General features: G+C 43.2%; 20 protein-coding genes. 9 read left to right on the top strand and 11 right to left on the bottom strand.

Features of this window, described 5'->3' with window-relative positions; all coding sequences use genetic code 11:
- Window positions 1-48: 48 nt before the first annotated feature.
- A complete protein-coding gene (gene asnB / locus RSX31_RS01145; protein ID WP_282138223.1) occupies window positions 49-1,905 on the bottom strand; it encodes an asparagine synthase (glutamine-hydrolyzing) in 1,857 nt (618 codons plus the stop codon).
- A 148-nt stretch (window positions 1,906-2,053) separates the two neighbouring features.
- Here asnB and RSX31_RS01140 point away from each other — a divergent pair, with 148 nt between their 5' ends.
- Window positions 2,054-2,617, top strand: a complete 564-nt coding sequence (locus RSX31_RS01140) for a DUF2777 family protein (protein WP_148968426.1) — start codon at window positions 2,054-2,056, stop codon at window positions 2,615-2,617.
- 79 nt (window positions 2,618-2,696) lie between these two features.
- Here the strand turns inward: RSX31_RS01140 and RSX31_RS01135 are convergent, their stop codons facing one another.
- The 3 genes from RSX31_RS01135 to RSX31_RS01125 all read right to left on the bottom strand — a co-directional run bounded on the left by RSX31_RS01135 (window position 2,697) and on the right by RSX31_RS01125 (window position 5,230).
- On the bottom strand, window positions 2,697-3,068 hold the full coding sequence (locus RSX31_RS01135) for a YisL family protein (RefSeq protein WP_315632867.1): 372 nt from the start codon (window positions 3,066-3,068) through the stop codon (window positions 2,697-2,699).
- A gap of 72 nt (window positions 3,069-3,140) precedes the next feature.
- A complete protein-coding gene (locus RSX31_RS01130; RefSeq protein WP_282138121.1) occupies window positions 3,141-4,010 on the bottom strand; it encodes a fumarylacetoacetate hydrolase family protein in 870 nt (289 codons plus the stop codon).
- 32 nt (window positions 4,011-4,042) lie between these two features.
- Window positions 4,043-5,230 (bottom strand): DUF418 domain-containing protein, encoded by a 1,188-nt coding sequence (locus RSX31_RS01125; RefSeq protein WP_148993359.1) that lies wholly within the window; start codon window positions 5,228-5,230, stop codon window positions 4,043-4,045.
- Between the two features lie 130 nt (window positions 5,231-5,360).
- On the opposite strand from RSX31_RS01125, the gene RSX31_RS01120 reads away from it, so the two are divergent.
- The 6 genes from RSX31_RS01120 to RSX31_RS01095 all read left to right on the top strand — a co-directional run bounded on the left by RSX31_RS01120 (window position 5,361) and on the right by RSX31_RS01095 (window position 7,366).
- The gene (locus tag RSX31_RS01120; RefSeq protein ID WP_138777268.1) at window positions 5,361-5,582 is read left to right on the top strand and encodes a spore germination protein; all 222 of its coding nucleotides are present in this window, start codon (window positions 5,361-5,363) and stop codon (window positions 5,580-5,582) included.
- Between the two features lie 12 nt (window positions 5,583-5,594).
- The gene (locus tag RSX31_RS01115; protein WP_148993358.1) at window positions 5,595-5,822 is read left to right on the top strand and encodes a spore germination protein GerPB; all 228 of its coding nucleotides are present in this window, start codon (window positions 5,595-5,597) and stop codon (window positions 5,820-5,822) included.
- Between the two features lie 32 nt (window positions 5,823-5,854).
- Window positions 5,855-6,484 (top strand): spore germination protein GerPC, encoded by a 630-nt coding sequence (gene gerPC, locus RSX31_RS01110; RefSeq protein WP_148993357.1) that lies wholly within the window; start codon window positions 5,855-5,857, stop codon window positions 6,482-6,484.
- Window positions 6,459-6,638 carry a spore gernimation protein GerPD gene (locus tag RSX31_RS01105; RefSeq protein WP_148968420.1) on the top strand — a complete coding sequence of 60 codons (180 nt, stop codon included), beginning with the start codon at window positions 6,459-6,461 and terminating at the stop codon, window positions 6,636-6,638. The genes gerPC and RSX31_RS01105 overlap by 26 nt, the downstream gene beginning before the upstream one ends.
- A gap of 7 nt (window positions 6,639-6,645) precedes the next feature.
- The gene (locus RSX31_RS01100; protein WP_148968419.1) at window positions 6,646-7,050 is read left to right on the top strand and encodes a spore germination protein GerPE; all 405 of its coding nucleotides are present in this window, start codon (window positions 6,646-6,648) and stop codon (window positions 7,048-7,050) included.
- A gap of 97 nt (window positions 7,051-7,147) precedes the next feature.
- Window positions 7,148-7,366, top strand: a complete 219-nt coding sequence (locus RSX31_RS01095) for a spore germination protein (protein WP_044337736.1) — start codon at window positions 7,148-7,150, stop codon at window positions 7,364-7,366.
- 43 nt (window positions 7,367-7,409) lie between these two features.
- Here the strand turns inward: RSX31_RS01095 and RSX31_RS01090 are convergent, their stop codons facing one another.
- The 3 genes from RSX31_RS01090 to addB form a co-directional block, all read right to left on the bottom strand.
- Window positions 7,410-7,712, bottom strand: coding sequence for an HNH endonuclease (locus tag RSX31_RS01090; protein ID WP_282138123.1), 303 nt, complete (start codon window positions 7,710-7,712; stop codon window positions 7,410-7,412).
- A 96-nt stretch (window positions 7,713-7,808) separates the two neighbouring features.
- Window positions 7,809-11,570, bottom strand: coding sequence for a helicase-exonuclease AddAB subunit AddA (addA, locus tag RSX31_RS01085; protein WP_315632861.1), 3,762 nt, complete (start codon window positions 11,568-11,570; stop codon window positions 7,809-7,811).
- Entirely contained in the window at window positions 11,563-15,048 is a 3,486-nt protein-coding gene (gene addB / locus RSX31_RS01080) for a helicase-exonuclease AddAB subunit AddB (RefSeq protein WP_315632859.1), read from the bottom strand. The genes addA and addB overlap by 8 nt, the downstream gene beginning before the upstream one ends.
- A 160-nt stretch (window positions 15,049-15,208) precedes the next feature.
- Here addB and RSX31_RS01075 point away from each other — a divergent pair, with 160 nt between their 5' ends.
- Window positions 15,209-16,366, top strand: a complete 1,158-nt coding sequence (locus tag RSX31_RS01075) for an MFS transporter (protein ID WP_315632858.1) — start codon at window positions 15,209-15,211, stop codon at window positions 16,364-16,366.
- A 33-nt stretch (window positions 16,367-16,399) separates the two neighbouring features.
- On the opposite strand, the gene RSX31_RS01070 is transcribed toward RSX31_RS01075, so the two are convergent.
- Both RSX31_RS01070 and RSX31_RS01065 read right to left on the bottom strand, forming a co-directional pair.
- A complete protein-coding gene (locus RSX31_RS01070; protein WP_148993352.1) occupies window positions 16,400-16,948 on the bottom strand; it encodes a GNAT family N-acetyltransferase in 549 nt (182 codons plus the stop codon).
- Between the two features lie 154 nt (window positions 16,949-17,102).
- Window positions 17,103-18,284, bottom strand: coding sequence for an endonuclease (locus tag RSX31_RS01065; protein ID WP_397541162.1), 1,182 nt, complete (start codon window positions 18,282-18,284; stop codon window positions 17,103-17,105).
- A gap of 267 nt (window positions 18,285-18,551) precedes the next feature.
- Here RSX31_RS01065 and RSX31_RS01060 point away from each other — a divergent pair, with 267 nt between their 5' ends.
- The gene (locus tag RSX31_RS01060) at window positions 18,552-20,075 is read left to right on the top strand and encodes an HD-GYP domain-containing protein (protein WP_148993351.1); all 1,524 of its coding nucleotides are present in this window, start codon (window positions 18,552-18,554) and stop codon (window positions 20,073-20,075) included.
- Window positions 20,076-20,249: 174 nt separating this feature from the next.
- Here the strand turns inward: RSX31_RS01060 and lepB are convergent, their stop codons facing one another.
- Together lepB and RSX31_RS01050 are read right to left on the bottom strand one after the other, a co-directional pair.
- Window positions 20,250-20,810 (bottom strand): signal peptidase I, encoded by a 561-nt coding sequence (lepB, locus tag RSX31_RS01055; RefSeq protein WP_148993350.1) that lies wholly within the window; start codon window positions 20,808-20,810, stop codon window positions 20,250-20,252.
- Window positions 20,807-21,448, bottom strand: coding sequence for a TVP38/TMEM64 family protein (locus RSX31_RS01050; protein ID WP_113969901.1), 642 nt, complete (start codon window positions 21,446-21,448; stop codon window positions 20,807-20,809). The genes lepB and RSX31_RS01050 overlap by 4 nt, the downstream gene beginning before the upstream one ends.
- Between the last annotated feature and the right edge of the window lie 178 nt (window positions 21,449-21,626).

The following is a 21,626-nucleotide window of genomic DNA, read 5'->3' as shown; positions in this document are numbered from 1 at the left end:
AAAGGTGAGCTCCTTTCATATAAGGAGCTCACCTTTTTCGTACGCCTACTATTCCACAATCTCTACATTATAATCCTTAAACCAAACATGAATCTGGGCCAGGTGGGCAAGTAGCTGGGGGCCGGTCATGAGTTGGCCGTACCACGGTACCTGAAAGGCCGATCCGCCTGTTGAAACGATTTCTTTCAATTTTTCTTCATCGAATAATTCATAAAGAACACTTGATTTGTCTTCGAGTATTTCTTTCAACCATTCACTGACAAGCTTCGTGTACTCGGGGTGGTGGGTCTTGGGATACGGACTTTTTTTACGATAAAGGACTTCGTCAGGCAATACTCCTTCAAGAGCCTTTCGAAGAATGCCTTTTTCTCTTCCATCGTGCATTTTCATCTCCCATGGAATATTCCAGACGTATTCTACGAGTCTATGATCAGCAAATGGCACACGGACCTCCAAGCTTGCACCCATACTCATCCGATCTTTACGATCTAACAATGTCGTCATGAACCAAAGTAAATTCAGATAGAATAATTGCCTTCTTTTCGATTCAACTTCACTTTCCCCTTCTAATAATGGGGTTTCTGCCACTGTGCGATCATATTGCTCCAGCACATATTCTTCCAGGTTTAATTTCTTACTCCATTCTTCTTTCAGAAGGCCTTGACGCTCAGCCGTGGATCGCATCCAAGGAAATCCTCTGCGATCGAAATCTTCAGGTCGGTGAAACCAAGGGTAACCCCCGAATATTTCATCCGCACATTCTCCCGATAACCCCACTGTGAAGTCCTGTTTAATTTCGCGACAGAACCATAGTAGGGATGAATCAACGTCCGCCATTCCCGGTAAGTCTCTTACATGAACTGCTTCTGTCAAATAGTCCTTCAATTGCTGCTGGCTGATGACACAGCGATGGTGCTCAGTATCGAATTCCGAAGTCATCTTTTCTATCCATGGCGCATCGGAATTAGGCTGAAAATCATTCGCTTTAAAGTATTGTTCGTTTTCTTCATAATCAATGGAATAGGTGTGGAGTTTCCCTTTTCCTTCTTTTTTATAGCTGTTCGCAGCCACCGCTGTAATCGCACTGGAATCGAGTCCGCCTGATAAGAACGTACAAAGCGGCACATCGGAAACTAGCTGCCTCTCGATGGCATCAGTCAAAAGGAAGCGCACCTTTGACACTGTTTCACTAAAAGAGTCTGTATGCTCCTCGCTCTTCACATTCCAGTATCTCCATATTTTCAAGCCATCTTTGGAGAATATCAAAGCATGAGCAGGACGGAGCTCTTTCACTCCTTTAAACACTCCATTACCAGGCGTACGGGATGGTCCCAGTCCCAATACTTCCGCCAATCCCTGATGATCCACCTGGGGTAAAACATCAGGGTGGGACAGTAACGCTTTGAGTTCGGAACCGAAGAGGATTCCTTCTTCCTTTTCAAAATAAAATAAAGGCTTTACGCCCATTCGGTCCCTGCCTATAAATACATGCTCCTTTTCACTGTCCCATACAGCAAAGGCAAAAATCCCATTTAGGTGATGGACACAATCTTCACGCCACTCTATATAAGACGTTAACAGGACCTCCGTATCAGAATGTCCTCTGAAGGTATAACCCTTTGAAATAAGTACTTTTCTCAAATCTTCTGTATTGTAAAGTTCTCCATTGTAGCAGATGGTGAAAAGGCGCCCGTTATGCTGAATGCTCATAGGCTGCCTTCCTCCTGCAGGATCTACTACTATCAATCGTTTATGACCAAACGCAACATGGTGATCAATCCATACATTCGTTTCATCTGGCCCTCTTTTAGAAAGGGTTTCTGCCATTTTTTCCACTACTTCTTTTTGATCAGACAAATCTCGTTTATAATGAATCCAACCTGTAATTCCGCACATGGTGATCATCCTCACTTTCTAATCAAACAAACTGGGCTCACGGACACATAAATTATTCTATGCTCCGGGCAGGAAATGGTTAATTGTCTCAATCAATTTTCACATGAATGAAATATGATAATTATGACAAGAAATGTAGTTAAGGAGGGATATTCACTTGAGCAACACATTCCGATCAAACATTTTAAGATCCCAAAAAAGGTCCTATTCCGAAGGCACTGCTCTTTTCGAAGATGATACATGGTACTTTTTCGAAATTGATGCCGAGGAAGAGTCTGAGCTCGAATTTTACCTCAATCATGAATTGAAAGTATATAGAGATGGCGACTGGCTTGCAGGTATTTTGTTGGAAGATGGAATCATTGTCACACCGTATGAACGATTAAGAATCGAGAATGGCGATCGAATTCAAATAAAGAAGAATATATTGTATTCGTTGGAGAATTTATTGGAAGAGATTTCTGATGATGCTTTTCATCAGTTTACAACGGCCTTAAACAATCTGGGTTATTCTATTTATGATAGTATCTTTTGCCATAACCACCTGGTTTTCCTTGGAAATCAAAAGATTAAAGAAGGAGTTAACTTCATCACCTTCGATAACGGTGTAGAAGTATGTGCTGTCCAGCACCACTTCACCTATTACAAAAAGAAGCGGGACCGCTTTGAATTCACATTAAGTACGGGGAGACGAATTGTGATTGAAAGTTTTAATATTTAATCCATTCATGAACCTAAATAGAAAAAAGCAAATGCCTGTCGGTTATCCGACATACATTTGCTTTTTTTTCTATTACTCTCTATCCAAGGAAATTAAAGCCCAGAGGCAAACGTAATCCCAAATAAAGAACAATGATTAAAGCGATGAGCAATTGAATCCAGAACACCTTCGTACTCTTGCCTTTATTCATGCGAACCAAGACCATCTCGAACATCCCGATGACCCAGATCCCAACCAATCCTTTAATGCCATATAGGGCAGGATTAATCCCTTGATGCTTCCAGAATAATAGGGCACCCGTTAAAATGATGAGCAGGTAGAATAACCTTAAGATCATATGTACAACTTTCATGCCTTTTTTCTTTCCTGCATTATGTAAGCCAACCGCTACAAAGAAAAGAATAATCGCAATCACCCAAGTTGTAATATGGGCATGTGTATTATCAAACATAATGAACCTCCTACATGTAGATAGTTTACGTTCATAATATTACCATAGTCTTAACTCCAACAGAAATTTTAACTAGGCCTGTAACTGATTTGTCAAAATTCCGAGAGATTCAATTTCGATTTCCACTCTGTCACCCTTCTTCAGGAAAAGCGGGGGCTTGAAGCCTTTTCCAACTCCAGCAGGGGTCCCGGTAGCAATGATATCACCAGGCTCAAGAGTCATACCCTTTGATAATGTAGAAATGATGGTGGGAATGTTGAATATCATTTCACTTGTGTTCGAAGACTGACGGGTTTCACCATTTACCCTCGTCTTGATTTCCAGATTCTGCGGGTCGGCTATATCATCCCTCGTGACAAGATACGGACCGATCGGACATGTTGTATCAAGGCTCTTACCGATAAAAAATTGGCCATGCTTCTTCTGCAGATCCCTGGCAGTTATATCATTGAGTATCGTGTATCCAAATACGTAATCCAAGGCGTCTTCCGGGGAAACCCCTTTCCCTCTCTTGCCAATCACGACAGCAAGCTCTCCTTCATAATCAAGCTCCTCGGTCACTTCACCATGGTGCAGCACCGTTTCACCATGACCGATTACGGTATTGGTGGCTTTAGTGAAGATCATGATGTCTTTCGGGATATCCTGTTCGCTGCCCATTTCGATGGCATGATCACGATAATTTTTACCCACACACATAATATTCCTCTTCACTTTTGGAAGAGGTGAAAGCCACTTTATCTCATCATGCGAATAAGTGGGGGGTTCAACCGAATCGTCCTGAAGAACATTTTTCACCTTTTGAAAAAAGCCTTCCCCCTGTTCTATCCCACCAAGTAAATCCTGAGGCAAGCCGTGCAAACCTGCTAACTCTATAATTCTGGCATCTCGTTCGACACCATACGTCTGTCTATCTCCAACCTGATAGCTAACAAATTTCATCCCTTACACATCCCCTTCGTTTGATTGATAAACTATAACTCTCCTTTTTTCACCACAGTGCTTCTTCCATAGCTTAATACACGCCACAGCTTCTCAACAGGACCGTATTTAAACTTAGATAACCAAATCTCTGATAGGATGACTTGAATGACATAAATCCCAACTGCCAGCATAGTCCCCGTCGTTAACGTCACTTCTCCATAGAGTCCAAATCCATACGAATAGAATATCAGTGTGCCGACGATCGATTGCAGAAGGTAGTTCGTCAAGGACATTTTCCCTACTGAGGCTAAAGGCTTGCTCCCTTTCATGATTTTTTCATTCAACAATAATAATGAAAGGATTATTGCATAAGATACTGATAAGAACGGACCTCCCAAAAAGTCTTGAATGTATGCATATGCAAAATTGGACTGGATGAATAATGGCATTGTTTTAATGAAAATCCCAATCGCCAAAGTACAGCTTCCTATTATAATCCATGTCTTCTTATAATCTCTTACCTTTTCCAAGAGTTGCAGTTTACTAGCCCCTGCCCCAATCATCATCATTGGTAAGATAGAAAGTAATAAGAATATGAGGTTGCCTGGTGAATTCACCGCATACCAGTCCTGAAAACGCTGCTCCATAATACTGCTGAAACTTCCGGATGCATAAGCCGCAACAGAATTTTGCAGCGACTGGATATCAGTGAACTGCGTTACGCCAGTCGGATCTGCGAATGTCATTAATACCAGCAGTATACTGAAAAATAATTGAGGCAGCAGAAATAATAATCCCCCTAACCACAATAATCCCTTTCCAGACAGCCTCATAAATACGAGCAGCAGCAGCCCGAATGCGGCATAGTTAATTAAGATATCTCCCGACCAAATAAGGAAAGCATGAATGGAGCCAATCACTAATAAGATAAGAAGCCTTCTGACTCCAAATAGATAGAAAGACGTTCCTTTAGCAGTGGCTCTTTGCTGCTGAATGCCCAAACCATATCCAAACATCATGGCAAATAGAGGATAGAAGCTTGCTTGGACCAATACATCGATCCATGGATACAAGGCGACATCTTCAGGTGTTTTCCACCAGGAATACGGATCAAGATACAGAAATGGGGAATGAAAGGAAATCATGTTGATGATAAAGATCCCGAGCAATGAAAAACCCCGGATCACATCAAGGCTTACAATACGTTCTGAATGCTCAGTTGGCGATAACGTGTTCATGTACAGTTCCTCCGATAAAGTATTCTCTGTTTCATTTTAACTCTAAATATGAAATTAGGCGATTATCACCTATTCATTTCTCTCACATAGAATAACAATAATTAACTTTGTCTTAAAGGTGTGAGTTGATATGCCCGCAATCGTAGGAATTGCTCAAGTCGTTAGCGTCGGTTCAAGTGCCGTCTTCCATATAGGAGATGTATTTAACATTAGTCCGATTTCCACAGCCAAGACTTTCGCAGGGGCAGGTTCGTTCATAACTGGAAAGGGGATTTCAGTCTACAATGAAAGCTCCTTGACCTATACCGTGGACGATGATGGAATGGACCAAGGAATAAACTTTAACCTATGAGTGTGATGCCGAATGACGAATTATTATGTTCAACAATCCATACAGATTCAATTTATTAAAATCGGGGGAATGTCCAATTCCTCCATCTTTCAGATCGGAACATGCGGTCAAATCACAACAAATGACTTCTTATATAATACAGGGGGCTACACGGAGCCTGCTCCAGAGGCGGAAAAAAACGGAAATGGGAAACCGCCTCCTTCTATAACTCCCCTCGTTCCACTGCAATCGCCAAGGTAAACTAAATCGCGACAAAAGAAAGAGGTGGCAGTATGAACAATTACTATATGACCCCCCAACAACTCTATCAGTATATCGAGATGTTGAACACGAAAATTGTCGCGTTGGAAAATAAAGTAAATGAGCTGTCACAAGAAGTAATAACTCTAAGGGATGCACCTAAAATCAATGTTGAAAGAATCGAATACAAATTTGATCAGCTTAAAGTGGAATCTCTTGATGGCACCCTGAATATTGGATTGAACCCAAATAACTTAAAAGAAACGATAGAGGATCTGGCCGTCGACCAAAATGTCGATGTCAAATCAATAAAGGACATCAAGCCCTATAAAGAAAGAATCACTGCAGAAATCAAGGCGTATATCGATTCAGAATTACCAAGTCTTATTCAGGATAATGAAATGCAATTTCAGCGGTCTCTGGATCCATCTTATTACGAGATGATTCAGCAGGATCTCTTAAACCAGATGCCACAAAGAATCGATTTCTATTTACAGAACATCCCCTATATTGACTCAAAACAACAAGAAGGTGAATGGGAACGGAAAATCATCAGCAAAATCAAAAAGGATATTGAAACGGCCCTTTTCTCCTTTATGTCACAAATCCCAAATAATATGGAAGGAATGAAGAACAATGAACCTCCAGGTCATCAATCGTGAACTATCGGTTGGAAATATTGAAATTGCAGGGGTGGCGAGTTCTTCCCTCGTGCTTGTTGGAGATGCAGATATCATTCAATTGGCCTCTGCATTCGACACCCCCCCTGAGTCCCTGATCATCGGTCCATTTGTCCCTCTTACCCCTAAAGGATGATTTATTGATGAAACGATATTCCTTCGTAAACAAGCTTGATGGTATCACTCTGGCCTTTAGTTCGGTTTATCAAATTGGTGATTCTCAAAATATTTGCGCTCGCTCAATGGCTTATGCGGTGCAACGTGAAAAAGAATTCTTTCTGACGAGTGAGGGAAGCTTCGATTCAGACGTTTTCCAAAATCCGATCGACCTTCCTGCTATCAATCCCGACATTCGGGTAAGCCGCCTCAATCTTTGCCCCATCAAGGTCGACAACATGTATATTCGAGCGACCTCTTCCTCTTCCATTATTCATGTAGGGAATACCTGCAATGTGTATATGGAAGCAAGGGTGAAAAATATCCGGCAATTGGAAAATAAGGAAGATGACACTCCCCAAACATTTGAAACGATCGATGAACCAAATTGATTCGTGGTGTTTTTTTCTGTACACGGATGAACGAAGAACCTTCCCCATAAGTTCACATAGGCTAACATTATAGACAAATAAAAAGAGGATGTTGATTATGCCCGCTTTAGTAGGTCCTGTCGCTATTCTTAACGTTGGTGGAGGAAATGTTCAGTTTGGAGATACGGCCATTATTTCACCTAAGTCAGCTTCCAAGACTTTCGGTGGTGCCGGCGGCTTTAATACTGGACCATTTCAGTTAAGTTATAATGTCTTCAGCGTAAGTACCACATTTGATTGCAATGTCGTGGATCAACCAATCACTGGAAATAATTAAAAAACAAAAAGCCCTTATGTGGCTTTTTGTTTTTTTTGATTCATTATCGTTTCTTTCGACGTTCTATACTCTTCTTTGTCTTCACCAATTTAGTGGAGGGCTGCTTTCGGATCCACTTAATGAACTTATGGATCTTTTCATCCCCCCTCAAGTTTTCGATGGTGTTCAATCTTACTCCCAATTCATCATTTGTATAAAGGGAGTGAATTTGTTTATGACACGGTATACAAAGTTGTGCTGTGGGAAGGAAGGTTCCCCCCACCTCTTTAGGTGTCAGATGATGGATCGTGGTTTCTACATTCTGACGAGAGCATAATTCACATGTACCAATCGTTTTTTTACTCATCTCATGCCCTTCCTGTATGTACTTAGTATAGATATTCCCTATTTTTATCATTTTAAAAAACCACTTTGAAGACAAGTGCTTCAAAGTGGTTCTTCTTTATAGTTCCAACACATGCCCTCCATCAAAAAAGTAAAGATACTTTTCTGACACCGTTTCTTTCCAAATCGATTCCAATGCACGGGTATATAATTCAATTTGCACTCTATAACGCTCTTCCAGTATCGGTCTTGCTTCTCTAAAACCATCCTTATATCGATCATGGATGCCATCCGTTTTGTAATCCAACATCACAATTCCCGATTCATCCCGGAATACACAGTCAATGACCCCTTGAACGAGAATTGTTTCTTCCGGGGAACCCTCTCCTGATTCCGATATTTCACTCAGAGGGACACTCATGCTGAATGGGATTTCCCGTTGGATATTCGCTGCCTGAACCAAACGTATCCCAAGGTCGCTTTGGAAGAATCCAACGATGTTGTCTAACGAGATTGCTCTTTCCTGTTCTTCCGTCAGGATTTCTTTATGAACTAACGTCGATAGCAACTCTTTTACATCTTCTTCTGAAGGTACACCATCCCCAAGAGAAATATGCTGCATGACTGTGTGCATGGCTGTTCCTCTTTCAGCAGGAGACAGCTCTTTAGACTGCATGAATTGCGGACGATTGTACACAGGCTTCTGATGGCGCCGCAAAATATCGATACTGGAGGCTTCATCCCTTATTTCCACCATTCGCTTCAGCTCAGAAACCGATTGCTTAGAGCGAAGGTTTGTGGCACTCAGATGTGGATACTTCCACGACAATCGGTGCAATACCTCTTCTTTATGAATGGACTCTATATCCACTTCTCCACCGGTCTTCACTTGTTCTTTCCAATTGTCTTCTTCACTCAATGACTCATCTTCTTCTGCACCCAGCTCAGTCTTATGAATCGTCGTGATATGAAAGCAAGACGGATGCTTTAGAATCTCTTCATCGATCCCACTTCCTCCTAAGTCCGCATCTTCACTAAGCTCTCCACAACTGGGGTGTCGCATGAGGGACGGACCTATCCAATCAAGATAAGAACTGGCCCCTGCCCGGTCATAGTCAGATAACAACCATTCTGTCTGACCTAAAGCACCCCGCCATTTCTTAAGGGACTTCTCTAAGCTTTTCACGGTTCCCACTAAGAATAGTTTCTCTTTTGCACGGGTTAACGCCACATAGAGCACCCGCATTTCCTCTGAGATGGACTCCATGCGCTTCTTCCTCTTAAATGCCAGCTGGGGAAGGGATGGATAACTGATTCGCTTCCCTGGGTCTGTATACTTTGTAGCAAAACCCAGATCTTTATCTAATAGATAGGACGCGTTCAAATCCATGAGATTGAATTGCTTCGACGTACCAGCGACAAATACAACCGGGAACTCAAGGCCTTTACTGGAGTGAATCGTCATTAAGCGGACCACATCCTCCTGTTCACTGAGAGCTCTCGCTACCCCGAGGTCATCACCTCTTTCCCTCATCCGATCAATGAAACGAAGGAAGCGGAATAATCCTCTGAAGGACGTTGATTCGTATTGGCGGGCACGGTCGTATAGTGCCCGAAGGTTTGCCTGACGCTGTTTCCCCCCGGCCATTCCTCCGACATAATCATAGAATCGGGTGTCCCGGTACAATTGCCAAATCAGCTCCGTAACCGATCCTTGTCTAGCCTTCGTTCGCCAGTTTTGAAGGTGATAAAGAAACACTTTAACCTTTTCAAACGTTTCTTCTTCACGTGCGTTACTTGGTTTTTCACTTGCAAATTTCTTCAAGGCTTCGTAATACGTTCCCGCTCTCGAATGAATCCTAATGCTTGCAAGACCCTGCTCGTCCAGCCCCACAACCGGTGAACGAAGAACCGATGCCAGGGGGATATCCTGATACGGATTGTCAATCACTTTCAGCAGTGAAAGCATAATCGCGATCTCGGTTGCTTCAAAATAACCAGTAGACAGATTTGCATAAATCGGAATTCCTTGCCGTTTGAATTCTTCCATAATTTCTGCCGCCCAAGGCATGGAACGAAGCAATATCACAATATCCTTGTACTGAATCGGGCGCTCGGTCTTCGTTTTGGCATCATAGATCGGTGTACGCTCTTCAATCATGGCCTTCACTTTACTCGCCATGTAGCGGGCTTCAAGTACGGATTTCTCAATATCACCCTCATCAAAAATGGACAACTCCTCTTCATCCCAACTAGCTTCCTCTGATTCCTGATTGATGATCGCTACTTCGATCGGGTACTCTTTCTCCTCCGGGTAAGGAGCCCCCTTCACAAGCTCCGCTTCACGGTTATATTCCATCTCACCAACCGAGGACCCCATTATTTGCTTGAATAAAAAGTTGGTTCCCTCCAATACCTCTTTCCGGCTTCTGAAGTTTTGAGATAGATCGATCTTCCATCCTGCTTCTCCGCTTACAGGAAGAAAGCGGGTATACTTTCCTAAAAACAAATTCGGTTCTGCCAATCGGAAGCGATAGATGGATTGCTTTACATCTCCTACCATAAAACGGTTCCCTACTTCTTCACGTTCTTCAGTAATGAGAAGAAGAATCGATTCCTGAACCATATTCGTATCCTGATATTCATCGACCAGTACTTCTTTGAATTTCTTTTTATATTGCTTTGCAGCTTCTGAAGGAAGTAAAGCATCTGAAGCAGGAGATCTTAAAATATCGAGACAAAAATGCTCTAAATCCGCAAAGTCAACGAGTCCCTTTTCTTCTTTCACTTGTCTGAAACGCTTGCCGAATTCCACCACCACTTCTGCCAGGGTGTGAATCACTGCTCTCATCTTCTTCATATCCTCAATGAATGATTCCGGTCTTCTAGAGAAAAAATCTTCCTGCAGTTTTTCTAACGTTTTCTTCCCTTGATCCCGAAGCTTTTTCGCTTCATCAACGATATCCTTGTTATAGTCATCCCCTCGACAAGCTTTTAACTTTATAAAAGGTAAGGTTTGAATCGTTTCATACAAAGCATTCCATGATATGTGCAGGCTTTCTTCAAGGCTCTCGACAATCTCTATATCACTTAGAAAGTTTTCAGCTCTTGGGCCCGGACCTCCAGGAACCCGAGACAGATCCAATGCACGCTGAAACAAGCTTTTCGCCCCATGAAGCTGTAAGCGAATATCGGTAAGGAGCGGCTGAATGAAAGGAAGGTGATCGATCTCTACACCTTCTTGGATGTCATACATCTCTTCCAACCCTCTCAGCCAATCGTCCGGGTTCGGATGGGAACGTGAAAAGTCATACAGTTTACGGATCATATCCTGAAGAGCCCCGTCACTTCTATCATTGGTAAATGTATCTACCAGTGTAAAGAAATCATGATTATGTTTTTTTCCGTATTCCTCTTCAAACAGCTCATCAAGCACTTCATCACGCAGCAGATCCCCTTCTGTTTCATCGGCAATCCGAAAACCCGGGTCAATGTCGATTAGATAATAATATTTACGAATCACTTCAAGGCAAAAAGAGTGAAGAGTCGAAATGGAAGCTCGGTTCAGTAAGCTCAGCTGCTTTCTTAAATGATGGGAATGAGGATCCTCATCAATCGCCTTTTCCAATGCCTGCCCGATCCGATGCCTCATCTCTGCGGCAGATGCATTCGTAAAGGTTACTACCAATAGTTCATCTACATCCATTCTGTCTTCTTCAGAGAGGATTTTCTGAATGATCCTCTCTACAAGAACTGCAGTCTTCCCTGATCCTGCAGCAGCTGCTACGAGTATGTCCTGACCTTTTGCCCAAATCGCCTTCCACTGATCATCCGTCCATGTAACATGATCAGGCTTTGCCGGTATCGTACCTTTACTCATTGGACTCAACCTCCTCTCTCACTTTCCTTAATAGATCTTCTGGTTTTGCCGTTGGAAGCACTCTGTACTCGTTTTCTTCAAGTGATTGGTCGAATTGACAAACGGAACGGAACGAACAGAACTGACATGGTGTACGGTCCTTCAGCTTGTAAGGAGTAATATCGGTCTCACCTGACACAATCCGGTTCCCTGACGCTTCATATAGCTTTCTCACATGCTGACGCATATAGTGAAAGTCTTCCGTTGAAGCTGCTTTTGAACGGGAGGATAATGATCCATCCTTCTTGATCCCGGCAGAGATGATATCTGAGTTCCCCGTATCTAGCGTTTGATCCATTAACCGAACGATGTCAGAGTCTCCCAGAACGAGTCCCTTCATCTTAAAACTCTTGAAGATTTCCTTTTCAATCTGATCCATCGTCAAGATTTTCTTACTATTGATCATAGGGTTATGAACGTGGAAATAGAGCACGCCTGCAGGCTTTGCTTCCTTCCCGACAAATTGTTTAGAGTTCATTAACACAATATCTAAATACGTCAGCATTTGAAGCGCTAATCCATAGTACACTTCCGTCATATCCAAATCTCTCGCACTCGATTTGTAATCAACGATCCTTAGGTAAACTCCACTTGCATCCTCTGCTTTGTCTACCCGGTCGATCCTTCCTTGAAGCTCCATTTTCGTCCCATTTCTCAGCTGGAACTGGAACGGCGGCAGGGTCGCATGAGGTCCAAACCCAAGCTCCACCCCTACAGGAACAAATCCACTCGCCTTCGCATGCTCACTTAGAATCAGGCTCGCACGGCTTATGATTTGCTCAAGCTTCTGAGCGATATAATAATGGCGGTTTGAGCTTAACAGAATCTGGTGCTGAAGCTTCGGTGCCAGCATCAATACAGCTTCTTTAGCAAGCTTGAGACATTGGGCTTTTGATAAGGATGCCCAGGTCAGACCATGACGCTCCACTTCTTCTGATATCCATTTAAGAGCGGAATGGAACATCTCCCCGATATCAGGTGCCTCCAGTTTAAAGAAATCCCGCTCTCTAAGCTTCAACCCATGACTGGCAAAATGAGAAAACGGACAACTATGGAACAGCTCCATTCGGGATACACTCGCTAAAATATGGTCACCATACAGATCCCTGCTCGTATCCTCAGAAAGCTGCTTCGCGTGATTCTGGTAGAAGAGACTGGATAAAATATGCTGTGAGTGCCATTTCCAATCGTTTGACGTTGCATAGAAGTTATACACATCCCACCAGAAATCATAGATTGGATATTCACGCTTCTTTAACTGTAATTGCGACGTTAAATGAGAAATCGTCACATTGGGATGGCAAACATAGTGCAGCTGCTCTTCTTCAGAAAGCTCGGATGGTTCATTAATAAGAAGCTTCGTATTTGCATCCGGGAACATTTCATTCAGCTTTTTGATGAAAGAGGATGGCAATAACGCTTTTCCTTCTTCATTGGCAATCGGATAGCTTATAAATAAACGTTCACTCGGGGTCGTAAAGGCTTTATACGCTACAAACTCCTCGTCCAACAGCTTCGTCCTGTTACTGGGTGCTATCTTGAAGCCCCTATTGATCAACGATTCGCGGTCTTCATCTGACAGGACTCCGTCTTCATTCATTTTCGCTGGAAGAACCCCATCATTCACTCCGATGATAAAGGCTGCTTTAATGTCACCGAGCCTTGATTTCTCAAGATCTGCAATAATGACCTGATCAATGGCAGGGGGAACTAACGAGAACTGCATCGTTTCCATACCTGCATCGAGGATCGACGAGAATTTCTTCATCGTCGTTTCCTCATCACCAAGCATTTCTACATATTGATCAAGCAAGTCCATTACAGCTGACCACGCTTGATCATGCTCTCTTGCCGCAATCAAGTCGCCTTTTTCTTCTGCTTCAATACGCATACGTTCAAGCTTAGCCGGAATGTCCAACTCTTCCAGATACAGATAGAGAGTTTCACAGAATTCCCGTCCAGTGGATTGCTTTTTCAATCGTTTTCCGAGACGGATGATAGGAGCAGAAATAAATAAACGAAGCTCATTGATCTCATGCTCGAGTTCCTTTTCACGGTCGGTTTGTGGTGCGTCCACATGCTCAAGACCACGGAAGCGACGATATTTCCAGCGATCTTTCTTCGTCCAGCGATCTCCTTTGATCCCGTATGCCAACACATAGTTCTCCAAACGGTCCATTTTTTCCCGCAAATCGGTTGGATTTTTTTGATAAGGAAACAACAGGTCTGTTTTCACCGCCCGGAATACAGGCTCATATCTCCAGTTCGTGTTCATGATTTCCAGAGTCGAGCGGATCAACTCAATTAATGGGTGATTTAACATTGTCCGCTTCTGATCAAGGAAAAATGGAATACTATAATCTTGAAAAATCGTTTCCACCTTATCACGGTAGTCCTGGCTGTTTCGAACCAGCACCGCTATATCCTTGTAGCGATATCCCTTTTCCCGGGCAAGCTTCCTTATTTCCCTTGCTATCCCTTCGACCTCTGCACGGCGATTAGAGGCTTCCAGAAACTCAATGGATCCTTTTGCTTCTTCGCATGGAACAGTTGGCCGTTCCTCAAAATGACGTTCGAGGTGCAGCATCGTGTCATTGTGATAGCGAATCCGCTTCACTAACACCTCTTCTTCTATGGACTTCCCCGCAGCACAGCTTATATCCTGAAGAGTATGGAATGTTTCATTCGTCATCCGATATAGGCTCAACTCGTTCATCGCGCCCATTTGCTGCTCCGGATCGGTTGTCAGTGCGACCGTCACTGTCTTACTATGCTGGATGAGTTGATCGATTATCTGATATTCCTGGGGCGTGAAGCTATGAAAGCCGTCTATGTAAATCTCTGCATCTCTAAGAAGCTCAGAGTTTTTCACATTATCAGCCAACAGCTGAAAGTAGTCTTCTGAATCAATGTATTTACCTAGGAGCTTTTCCTCGAATTTCTCATAAATCAGTTCAAGGTCATGAAGCTTATCCTTCAACACCTTAGAATCCCGCTCATCTTCCCCTCCAAGTTGCCCGAGATCCTTAGGCGAAATACAATAACGCTTGAATTCCGTCAACATGGATTCTACATGATGAATGAAACCAGGCTTATCCGCGGCCTTCGAGAAAATATGGAGGCGATCTTTATTTTCGTCGATAATCTTCCTGATCATCATATTTAAGCCGACATCGGATAGATGGTAGCGGCTCATTCCGCCGGTTTCCTGGAGAATCTTCCACGCGAGCCGGGTGAAACTGAACACTTGTCCACGAATCATCCCATTTAATCCGGGTGTGTTGACAAGATCGTATTCCGATATAAATGACATCTGATCCGGTACGATATAGATGATGGGATCCCCATTCGGCTCTTCCAATAAGCTCTGCTTCATCTCATCTAATATGCGATGGGTCTTCCCCGTACCAGAGCGCCCGAGAATAAAACGTACAGCCATCTTCTCACTCCCTTTCTTATACTAATCTATTGTAACCATGAGGCAGGTTGAATTTTTGTATAGGTTCATTATAGTACACAGGAACAAATCTTTCCCGTCTCAATCTTTATTGAAAATATTTGGAACACCTGCATACAGTAAAAGAGGCAGGTGATGGCTCATGAATCAATATTTTATCAGAATCGCTTCTGTTCTTGTTGTGATGGCAATTATGGTAGCCTGTAATATTTACACGTTCATTCCCATTTACGGGAATATCGCTTCCTCCCTCTCCATAGCACAAAGTGAAGTCGTTATTGCTGGAAGCTCATTTATCTTTTTCTACGCATGTGGTCTTCTAACCTTTGCCAATAGCGCAGATCGTGTTGGAAAAAAAGAGATTCTCGTTTGGGGAATGCTCGCCTCTGCTGTTTCAACAGGCTTGGTGGGGATTGCAGGTGATTTCTGGAGTTTATTCTTCACCCGGGGAATTCAAGGGTTTTGTTTGGGGAGTTTTGCCCCTGTCGCCTTTGCTTATACGTATGATTTGTTTTCTGGAAGAAAGAGAACGCTGCTTCTCGCTTTTATCAATTCCGGTTTTCTGTTCGCAGGCATCCTCGGCCAATTGCTCAGTGAAGGAATCACCCGCTATAGCAACTGGACGATAGTATTCTTCTTTTTCGCAGTGGTGTACGCCTCTTTATTTTTAATGGGAAAACAAACTCTGCCCGCTACGTCCACTCGATCCGTTCCCTTCAAACACCAGGTCAACACGATCTATAAACTCCTTTTGAGAAAGGAACTCCTTTATTGCTACGGCATCGTTTTCACACTCCTCGCCTCTTTTGTTGCTTATTATGACAGCTTGACCCGGTACTTATCGGGTGATTCCAATCTGCTTTTTCTACTAAGGGCAGTCGGATTGATCGGTGTCAGCTTATCACTCTTTACCGGTCGCCTTCTTGAAGCAATCGGAGCCTATAAAACTCTTTTTATTGGAGTAACCATTTCCATTACGAGTGTATTGATTGCTTTTATTTATGTACACTTGAGTGAACCCTTCCTCATCGTTCTTTCTTCAGTCCTGTTTATCTCCGCCATCTCATTGTTGATTCCGACCGTCATTACCTTAATCGGAGATATGAGTGGAGATGACCGAAGCCAGGCACTCAGCCTGTACTCCTTTATTTTATTAGGTGGAACCAGCATAGCACCCTTAGTCATCATGCAGCTTACCTACGTACAATCGTTGTTTCTGTTACTGGGATGCTTTTTGTTTCATGGCTGGATGGGAGGATTGTTGTATGTGGAGCGGAGGAGGTGGAGAATGAGGGAATAAATGCCTTCTACGTCAAAAAAAAGAAGGACACCATCATCCTTCTTTCACATTACCTTTCCATTCTTCCGCTAATAGTCCGTATAAGATCATGTCGTATCGATCTCCGTCCCTTTGTAAAAATTGACGGTAGCTTCCTTCTTTCTTGAATCCGAGTGACTCATATAAGCGCATGGCCCTCTCATTATATGAAAATACCGTTAATTGGACTCGGTATAAATTCAACTCATGAAAAGCGTACGCCAACAAACATTTCATGGCTTCCTTGCCATATCCATTACCCCAGGACTGTTCGTCCCCTATTGAGATGGAGACCCATCCGACACGGTGCGTCCATAGGATCCCGTCCAATTCAACAAAGCCAATGATCCTGCCATCGTCCTTTAAACGAATAGCAAAACGATAGGCGTTGTCTCCTGGATCCCCCATCCATTTTTTAATATCTTCCTCTGCTTTCGGCTTATGGGGAAGAGCATCCAGTAATCTCTGAATTTCTTCATTTTGACTCCATTCCCTTATGGCCGTAACATCTTCCTCCTGAAAACCGGAAAGATAAATTCTTGTACCCGTCAATAACCGTTTCATGTCATTTTCACCTCGACGTATGTATTTCGAGGCGTCCCTCTCCGATTCCTTTATTGTCCTTGAAAAAGTTTCGTGAGTGCCCTCCCCCCTCCCCGCCATCCATCTTCATTTTTCAATAAAAAAAGAACCCGGAAACTTCCAGGCTCAATCCAACTTACCAGATCATTTCCGCCCACTCAGGGTGGTCGATGAATGGATTTCGGTTTCCTTGATATTGTTCAAAGATGATATCGTTGCGTCTGATTTCCCTTTCATCCACAGGATCCTGTTCATTCCATTGAAGGAGAACGGACATTTTCCCGTGATAAGGGGCACTTCCATTGTTCACGTTGTTATTGATCTCTAAATCCAGTTCCCCGCCGTCCCCTTCATAGCGGACCGCCATGTAGAAAATCATACGGGCGACGTCCCCTTTCACTTCATCCCGGGGCTCCCAGGAATCCCCATCATAATAGTTGCCTGGTGCTTCACCATGCTGAGTCCCGCCATTATCAAAGTCAAGATTACTTCTTGTAGAATTGACGGTTACATCTGTAGGTCTCAAGTGATGAAGGTCCGTCCCTGGTCCTTGAGATGTTCCAAAGTCCCCGTGGGATTTCGCCCAGACGTGTTCCCTGTTCCAGTCGTTGACTCCACCGCCGTTTGTCGTTTTGGATTGGGAACGGCCTGAGTATAGGAGGATTACGTTACCCGGGTTGTTCGGATCTTCGTCTGTATTTCGAAGTGCTCCCCATACATCGCCGTAGGAAAGAGTTTGATGATCATCAATGATGTTATGTAGTGCTGTTTTTAAAGGAGAGCCCGTTTTCCCTTCAGCCGAGTTGTAATATTCTTCATAGGATGGTGGATCGGTTGGGTCGGTTGGAGGATCAGTCGGATCAGTCCCGCCATCTTCCAATGATTCAAATGCTGATGTAGACTTCACTCCCGGATGAGAGAAATAGGCCGTTAAACTGCCCGTCACTTTGATTTTTCCACCCATTAGACCCGGGTTACTTTGCAATCCGAAGTTTGAACGGTAGGAAGATGGAATTTGAACATAAACCATCTCATCCGTATTGGATTCAGACGGGGAATCCGCCAGGGCAAGTGCGTAATCGTTTGGAAAGTTACTCGTGACAACGGATGACGTAGAGGTTGGCTGCCCGACCACATACCCTTCCACTGACTGAGTGGAACCATCTTGATGGGATAAAGCCTGATCAACAGTGAACGGCGAACTCCACGTCCCATTTCCCGCTGCACTCATTTGACTTGGAGATACTTGACCACACGCAATCATAAAAATAATTAAAATTGAAAAAATGCTGATGAACTTTTTGTTTACAACCTTCAAATTGCTTCGCCTCCTCTAAATATGACTATACATTTAGCGTACATTACATATTGTCAAAATAGGGTAAATTTTGTGTAAAAGCGTGAAAATGAGTCTATTATCATAGAGTTTGTGATTGCTGTTGGGGGGGAGACGTTCTTTCCGTAATTGGTGCGGGCAGCCCCTCCACTAGATCTTCCTAAGAAAGTAATAAATCATCATGTTCCCCACTCCAAATTTCCTATATAATGAATCTACTAAATGTTAGGGGAATTGGAGGATTCATCCTTGAATGTATATCAGCGATTTCAACGTACAATCATTAAGAATTATCTTCTAGGAAGCTTCATAGCCGTCTTTGGTGTCGGGTCTGTATTCATTTTTCAAACCCTTGCCCTCAATGAAAAGGCACTGCTCACAATGGGAGGCATCATCTCCCTTTCAATCGTCACGATGTTCAGCTGCGAATTTTTGGTGTATCAGAAGCATATTCGTCCGATGAAGATCGTCTATAAAAAGAAGGTATCAACACTCAGTCTGGACCTTCTCTCAACTGCCTATCAACAAGCGGAAAGGTTCCCACTTTTAACGGTTAGACGAATCATGCTCCCTCACTTTCTGGGGCTGGCTCTTCCGTCGACTTTGTTGACGGTTGTCAGCATCAATGCAGGGTGGTTGTCCATTCCGTACACCTATATTTTTTATGCCTGGTGCGGCGCCTTTTTAGTGGCGATTCTTCATGCATTGATTGAATTTTTCTTAACCTTTAGAGCTTGTCATTCACTGCAGGTGGACCTTATTCGGAAAACAGTTGAAACATACGGAGTCGATCCAACGAATCAGTCCACCCTATTTATCAGTTTAAAAAGAAAAATCTTGGCAGCTTCCCTGTTTCTTGCCCTGTTTCCGATCCTGCTTTTTTCATTAGCTTCACAGATTCGCTTATCAATTGCAGACCCCACGCTTTTAGTAGACTACTGGAAATGGGCAGGGACTCTGATTTTCATCATTACGATTCTAGCTTTCTATGGAGCCCTCCTTATTTTCAAAAGCATCGAAGCACCTGTGAAAGAGCTGGTAGCCCGTTTTGAAAAAGTCGAGGAGGGGCATGTTTCACCCGTAGTGAATACATACACGGATGAATTTTCCCATTTATTTTCCGGCTTTAACCACATGGTAGGAGCCATCAATCTGCGAGATCAGAAAAACCAGCAGCTACTTGATCAATTTTTCGCAGTAGTTGCAGGTACATTGGATGCACGGGACCCATATACGGCCGGCCATTCTAAACGTGTTGCGGAGTTTTCTGTTTTAACTGCCAAACAATGCAACTGGTCCTCTAAAGACATCGACTTACTCAACAAATCGGCCCTGCTTCACGACATTGGAAAGATAGGAATCCGGGACAATGTGCTTTTAAAAGAAGGGAAATTAACAATTGAAGAGTTTGATCAAATCAAACTCCACCCTGTGATTGGCGAAGAAATTGTAAAAGGGGTTCAGTTAACAGAAGAACTCCTGCCCATCTTACCCGGCATCAAGCACCACCATGAGCGGGTGGACGGCCGGGGATATCCCGATCAATTAAAAGGAGACGATATTCCCGTGTTCGGACGATTGATCGCTGTCGCTGATGCCTTTGACGCTATGACCTCTGATCGCCCTTATCGAAAAGGAATGCCTCTCGAAAAAGCCCTCTCCATTTTGGAAGAAGGCAAAGGGACACAGTGGGATGAGGAGTTTGTTGAAGCGTTTATGAGGGGGATCAAAGTGACAGGCACATCCCGTATTTTATCGAATTCTGCAATTTAAATACCCATCAACATAGAAAGGATCAGATCCCCAAAATGGATTTGATCCTTTCCTTATTCAAAGAGCTTAAAGCATCACTTTTCGAAGTAGCATCCTTTCAACAGTCCGGAAGCTCGAAGAATCTTTCGCAAAAAAAAGAATGCTGTTCATGTATTGAACAGCATTTCCATATCTTTAATTCCTGAATTGTATATCCCATTCGTTGATAGGCCAGTAACGAAGATCCACTTTTCCCACAATCTGTTCCCTGTCTATAAACCCGAAGTAGCGACTATCCATGCTTCCCCGACGATTGTCTCCAAGAACGAATACTTTTCCTTCGGGAACCGTTTGCTCATCCGTGATTTCTTCAAGGGTAAAGTCTCCAGTCAGCTTGTTGCCGATGTACTCCTGCTTGAATTTTTCTAAATAAGGTTCAGGATAGTACTCTCCGTTAACATATAATTTATCATCTTTATAAACGACCTTATCACCGGGCAGTCCAATGATTCGTTTCACATAATCTTCGTTCTCATTCGCATGAAAGACAACAACATCAAAGCGATCCAAGTCTCCAATATGATAACCGATTTTATTCACAACAAGTTTATTCCCATCCTGTAGTGTCGGCATCATCGATTCACCTTCGACTACATAGTTGGAGAAGAGAAAGGTTCGAATGATAATAAAGATGATCAATCCAATCCCCAAGGCTTTAATCCATTCGAGTCCTTCTCTTTTTACCTCTTCTCTCAATTTGATTCCTCCTGCTTTTTCCGTTCAATTCGTTGGTCTACTTCCATTTTCTTATTCAAATGTATCTCAATTCGTTTCCCTACAAACCATAGGACAAAAATAATGGCTGCAACGATTACAGTACGTATTGGTTGCCTTACTAATGATATAATATCATATCCGATAAAGCTTATGGTGAAAATCATCACCATTTTCCCCGTAACCACCGCGAGCATATACTGAGCGATGCTGATCGACGACAATCCCGCCACCACATTCACCAAGGCAGACGGTGTAAATGGGAAGCATAAAAGGATGAACAACGGGCCAAACCCATGCTTGTCTACCCACTTCGTCAATCGCTTTACTTGGCGGTTCTTTCTTAGGAAGCGAAAGAATCGTGTTTCCCCATATCTTCTTACCAGCAGAAACACAATAAGTGCACCAAGCGTAGCGCCAATCCATGAAAACAGGAATCCCCACCATAGCCCGAAGGCATTCGCATTGGCCGTCACAAACACGACCAGGGGCAGGAATGGAAGAAATGCTTCCAACAGCGGAAGCAGGATCCCTGGAATCGGTCCAAATGAGCGATACTGCTGAATCAGGTCCATCATATTCTCAAGCGTAAACCAGTCTTTAATCTTATTTATATCCATATTATATGTTTCCCCTTAAACGACCATGAACAAATAAACTCATTTCGTTATATCGTTACTTACTATTTTCATCATATCACACCGTATCAGGATTTCCACATTGTTGTCTATTGTTGGTTTTATTATTATAACCTTGCCTATTGGGTGGGGATGTAAACGTGCTAGGGTGTGTATTTTT

This window comes from Rossellomorea yichunensis, from assembly GCF_032337515.1.
In the GTDB taxonomy this organism is placed as follows: Bacteria; Bacillota; Bacilli; order Bacillales; family Bacillaceae_B; genus Rossellomorea; species Rossellomorea yichunensis.
This window is presented reverse-complemented; position numbering and strand designations above follow the sequence as displayed.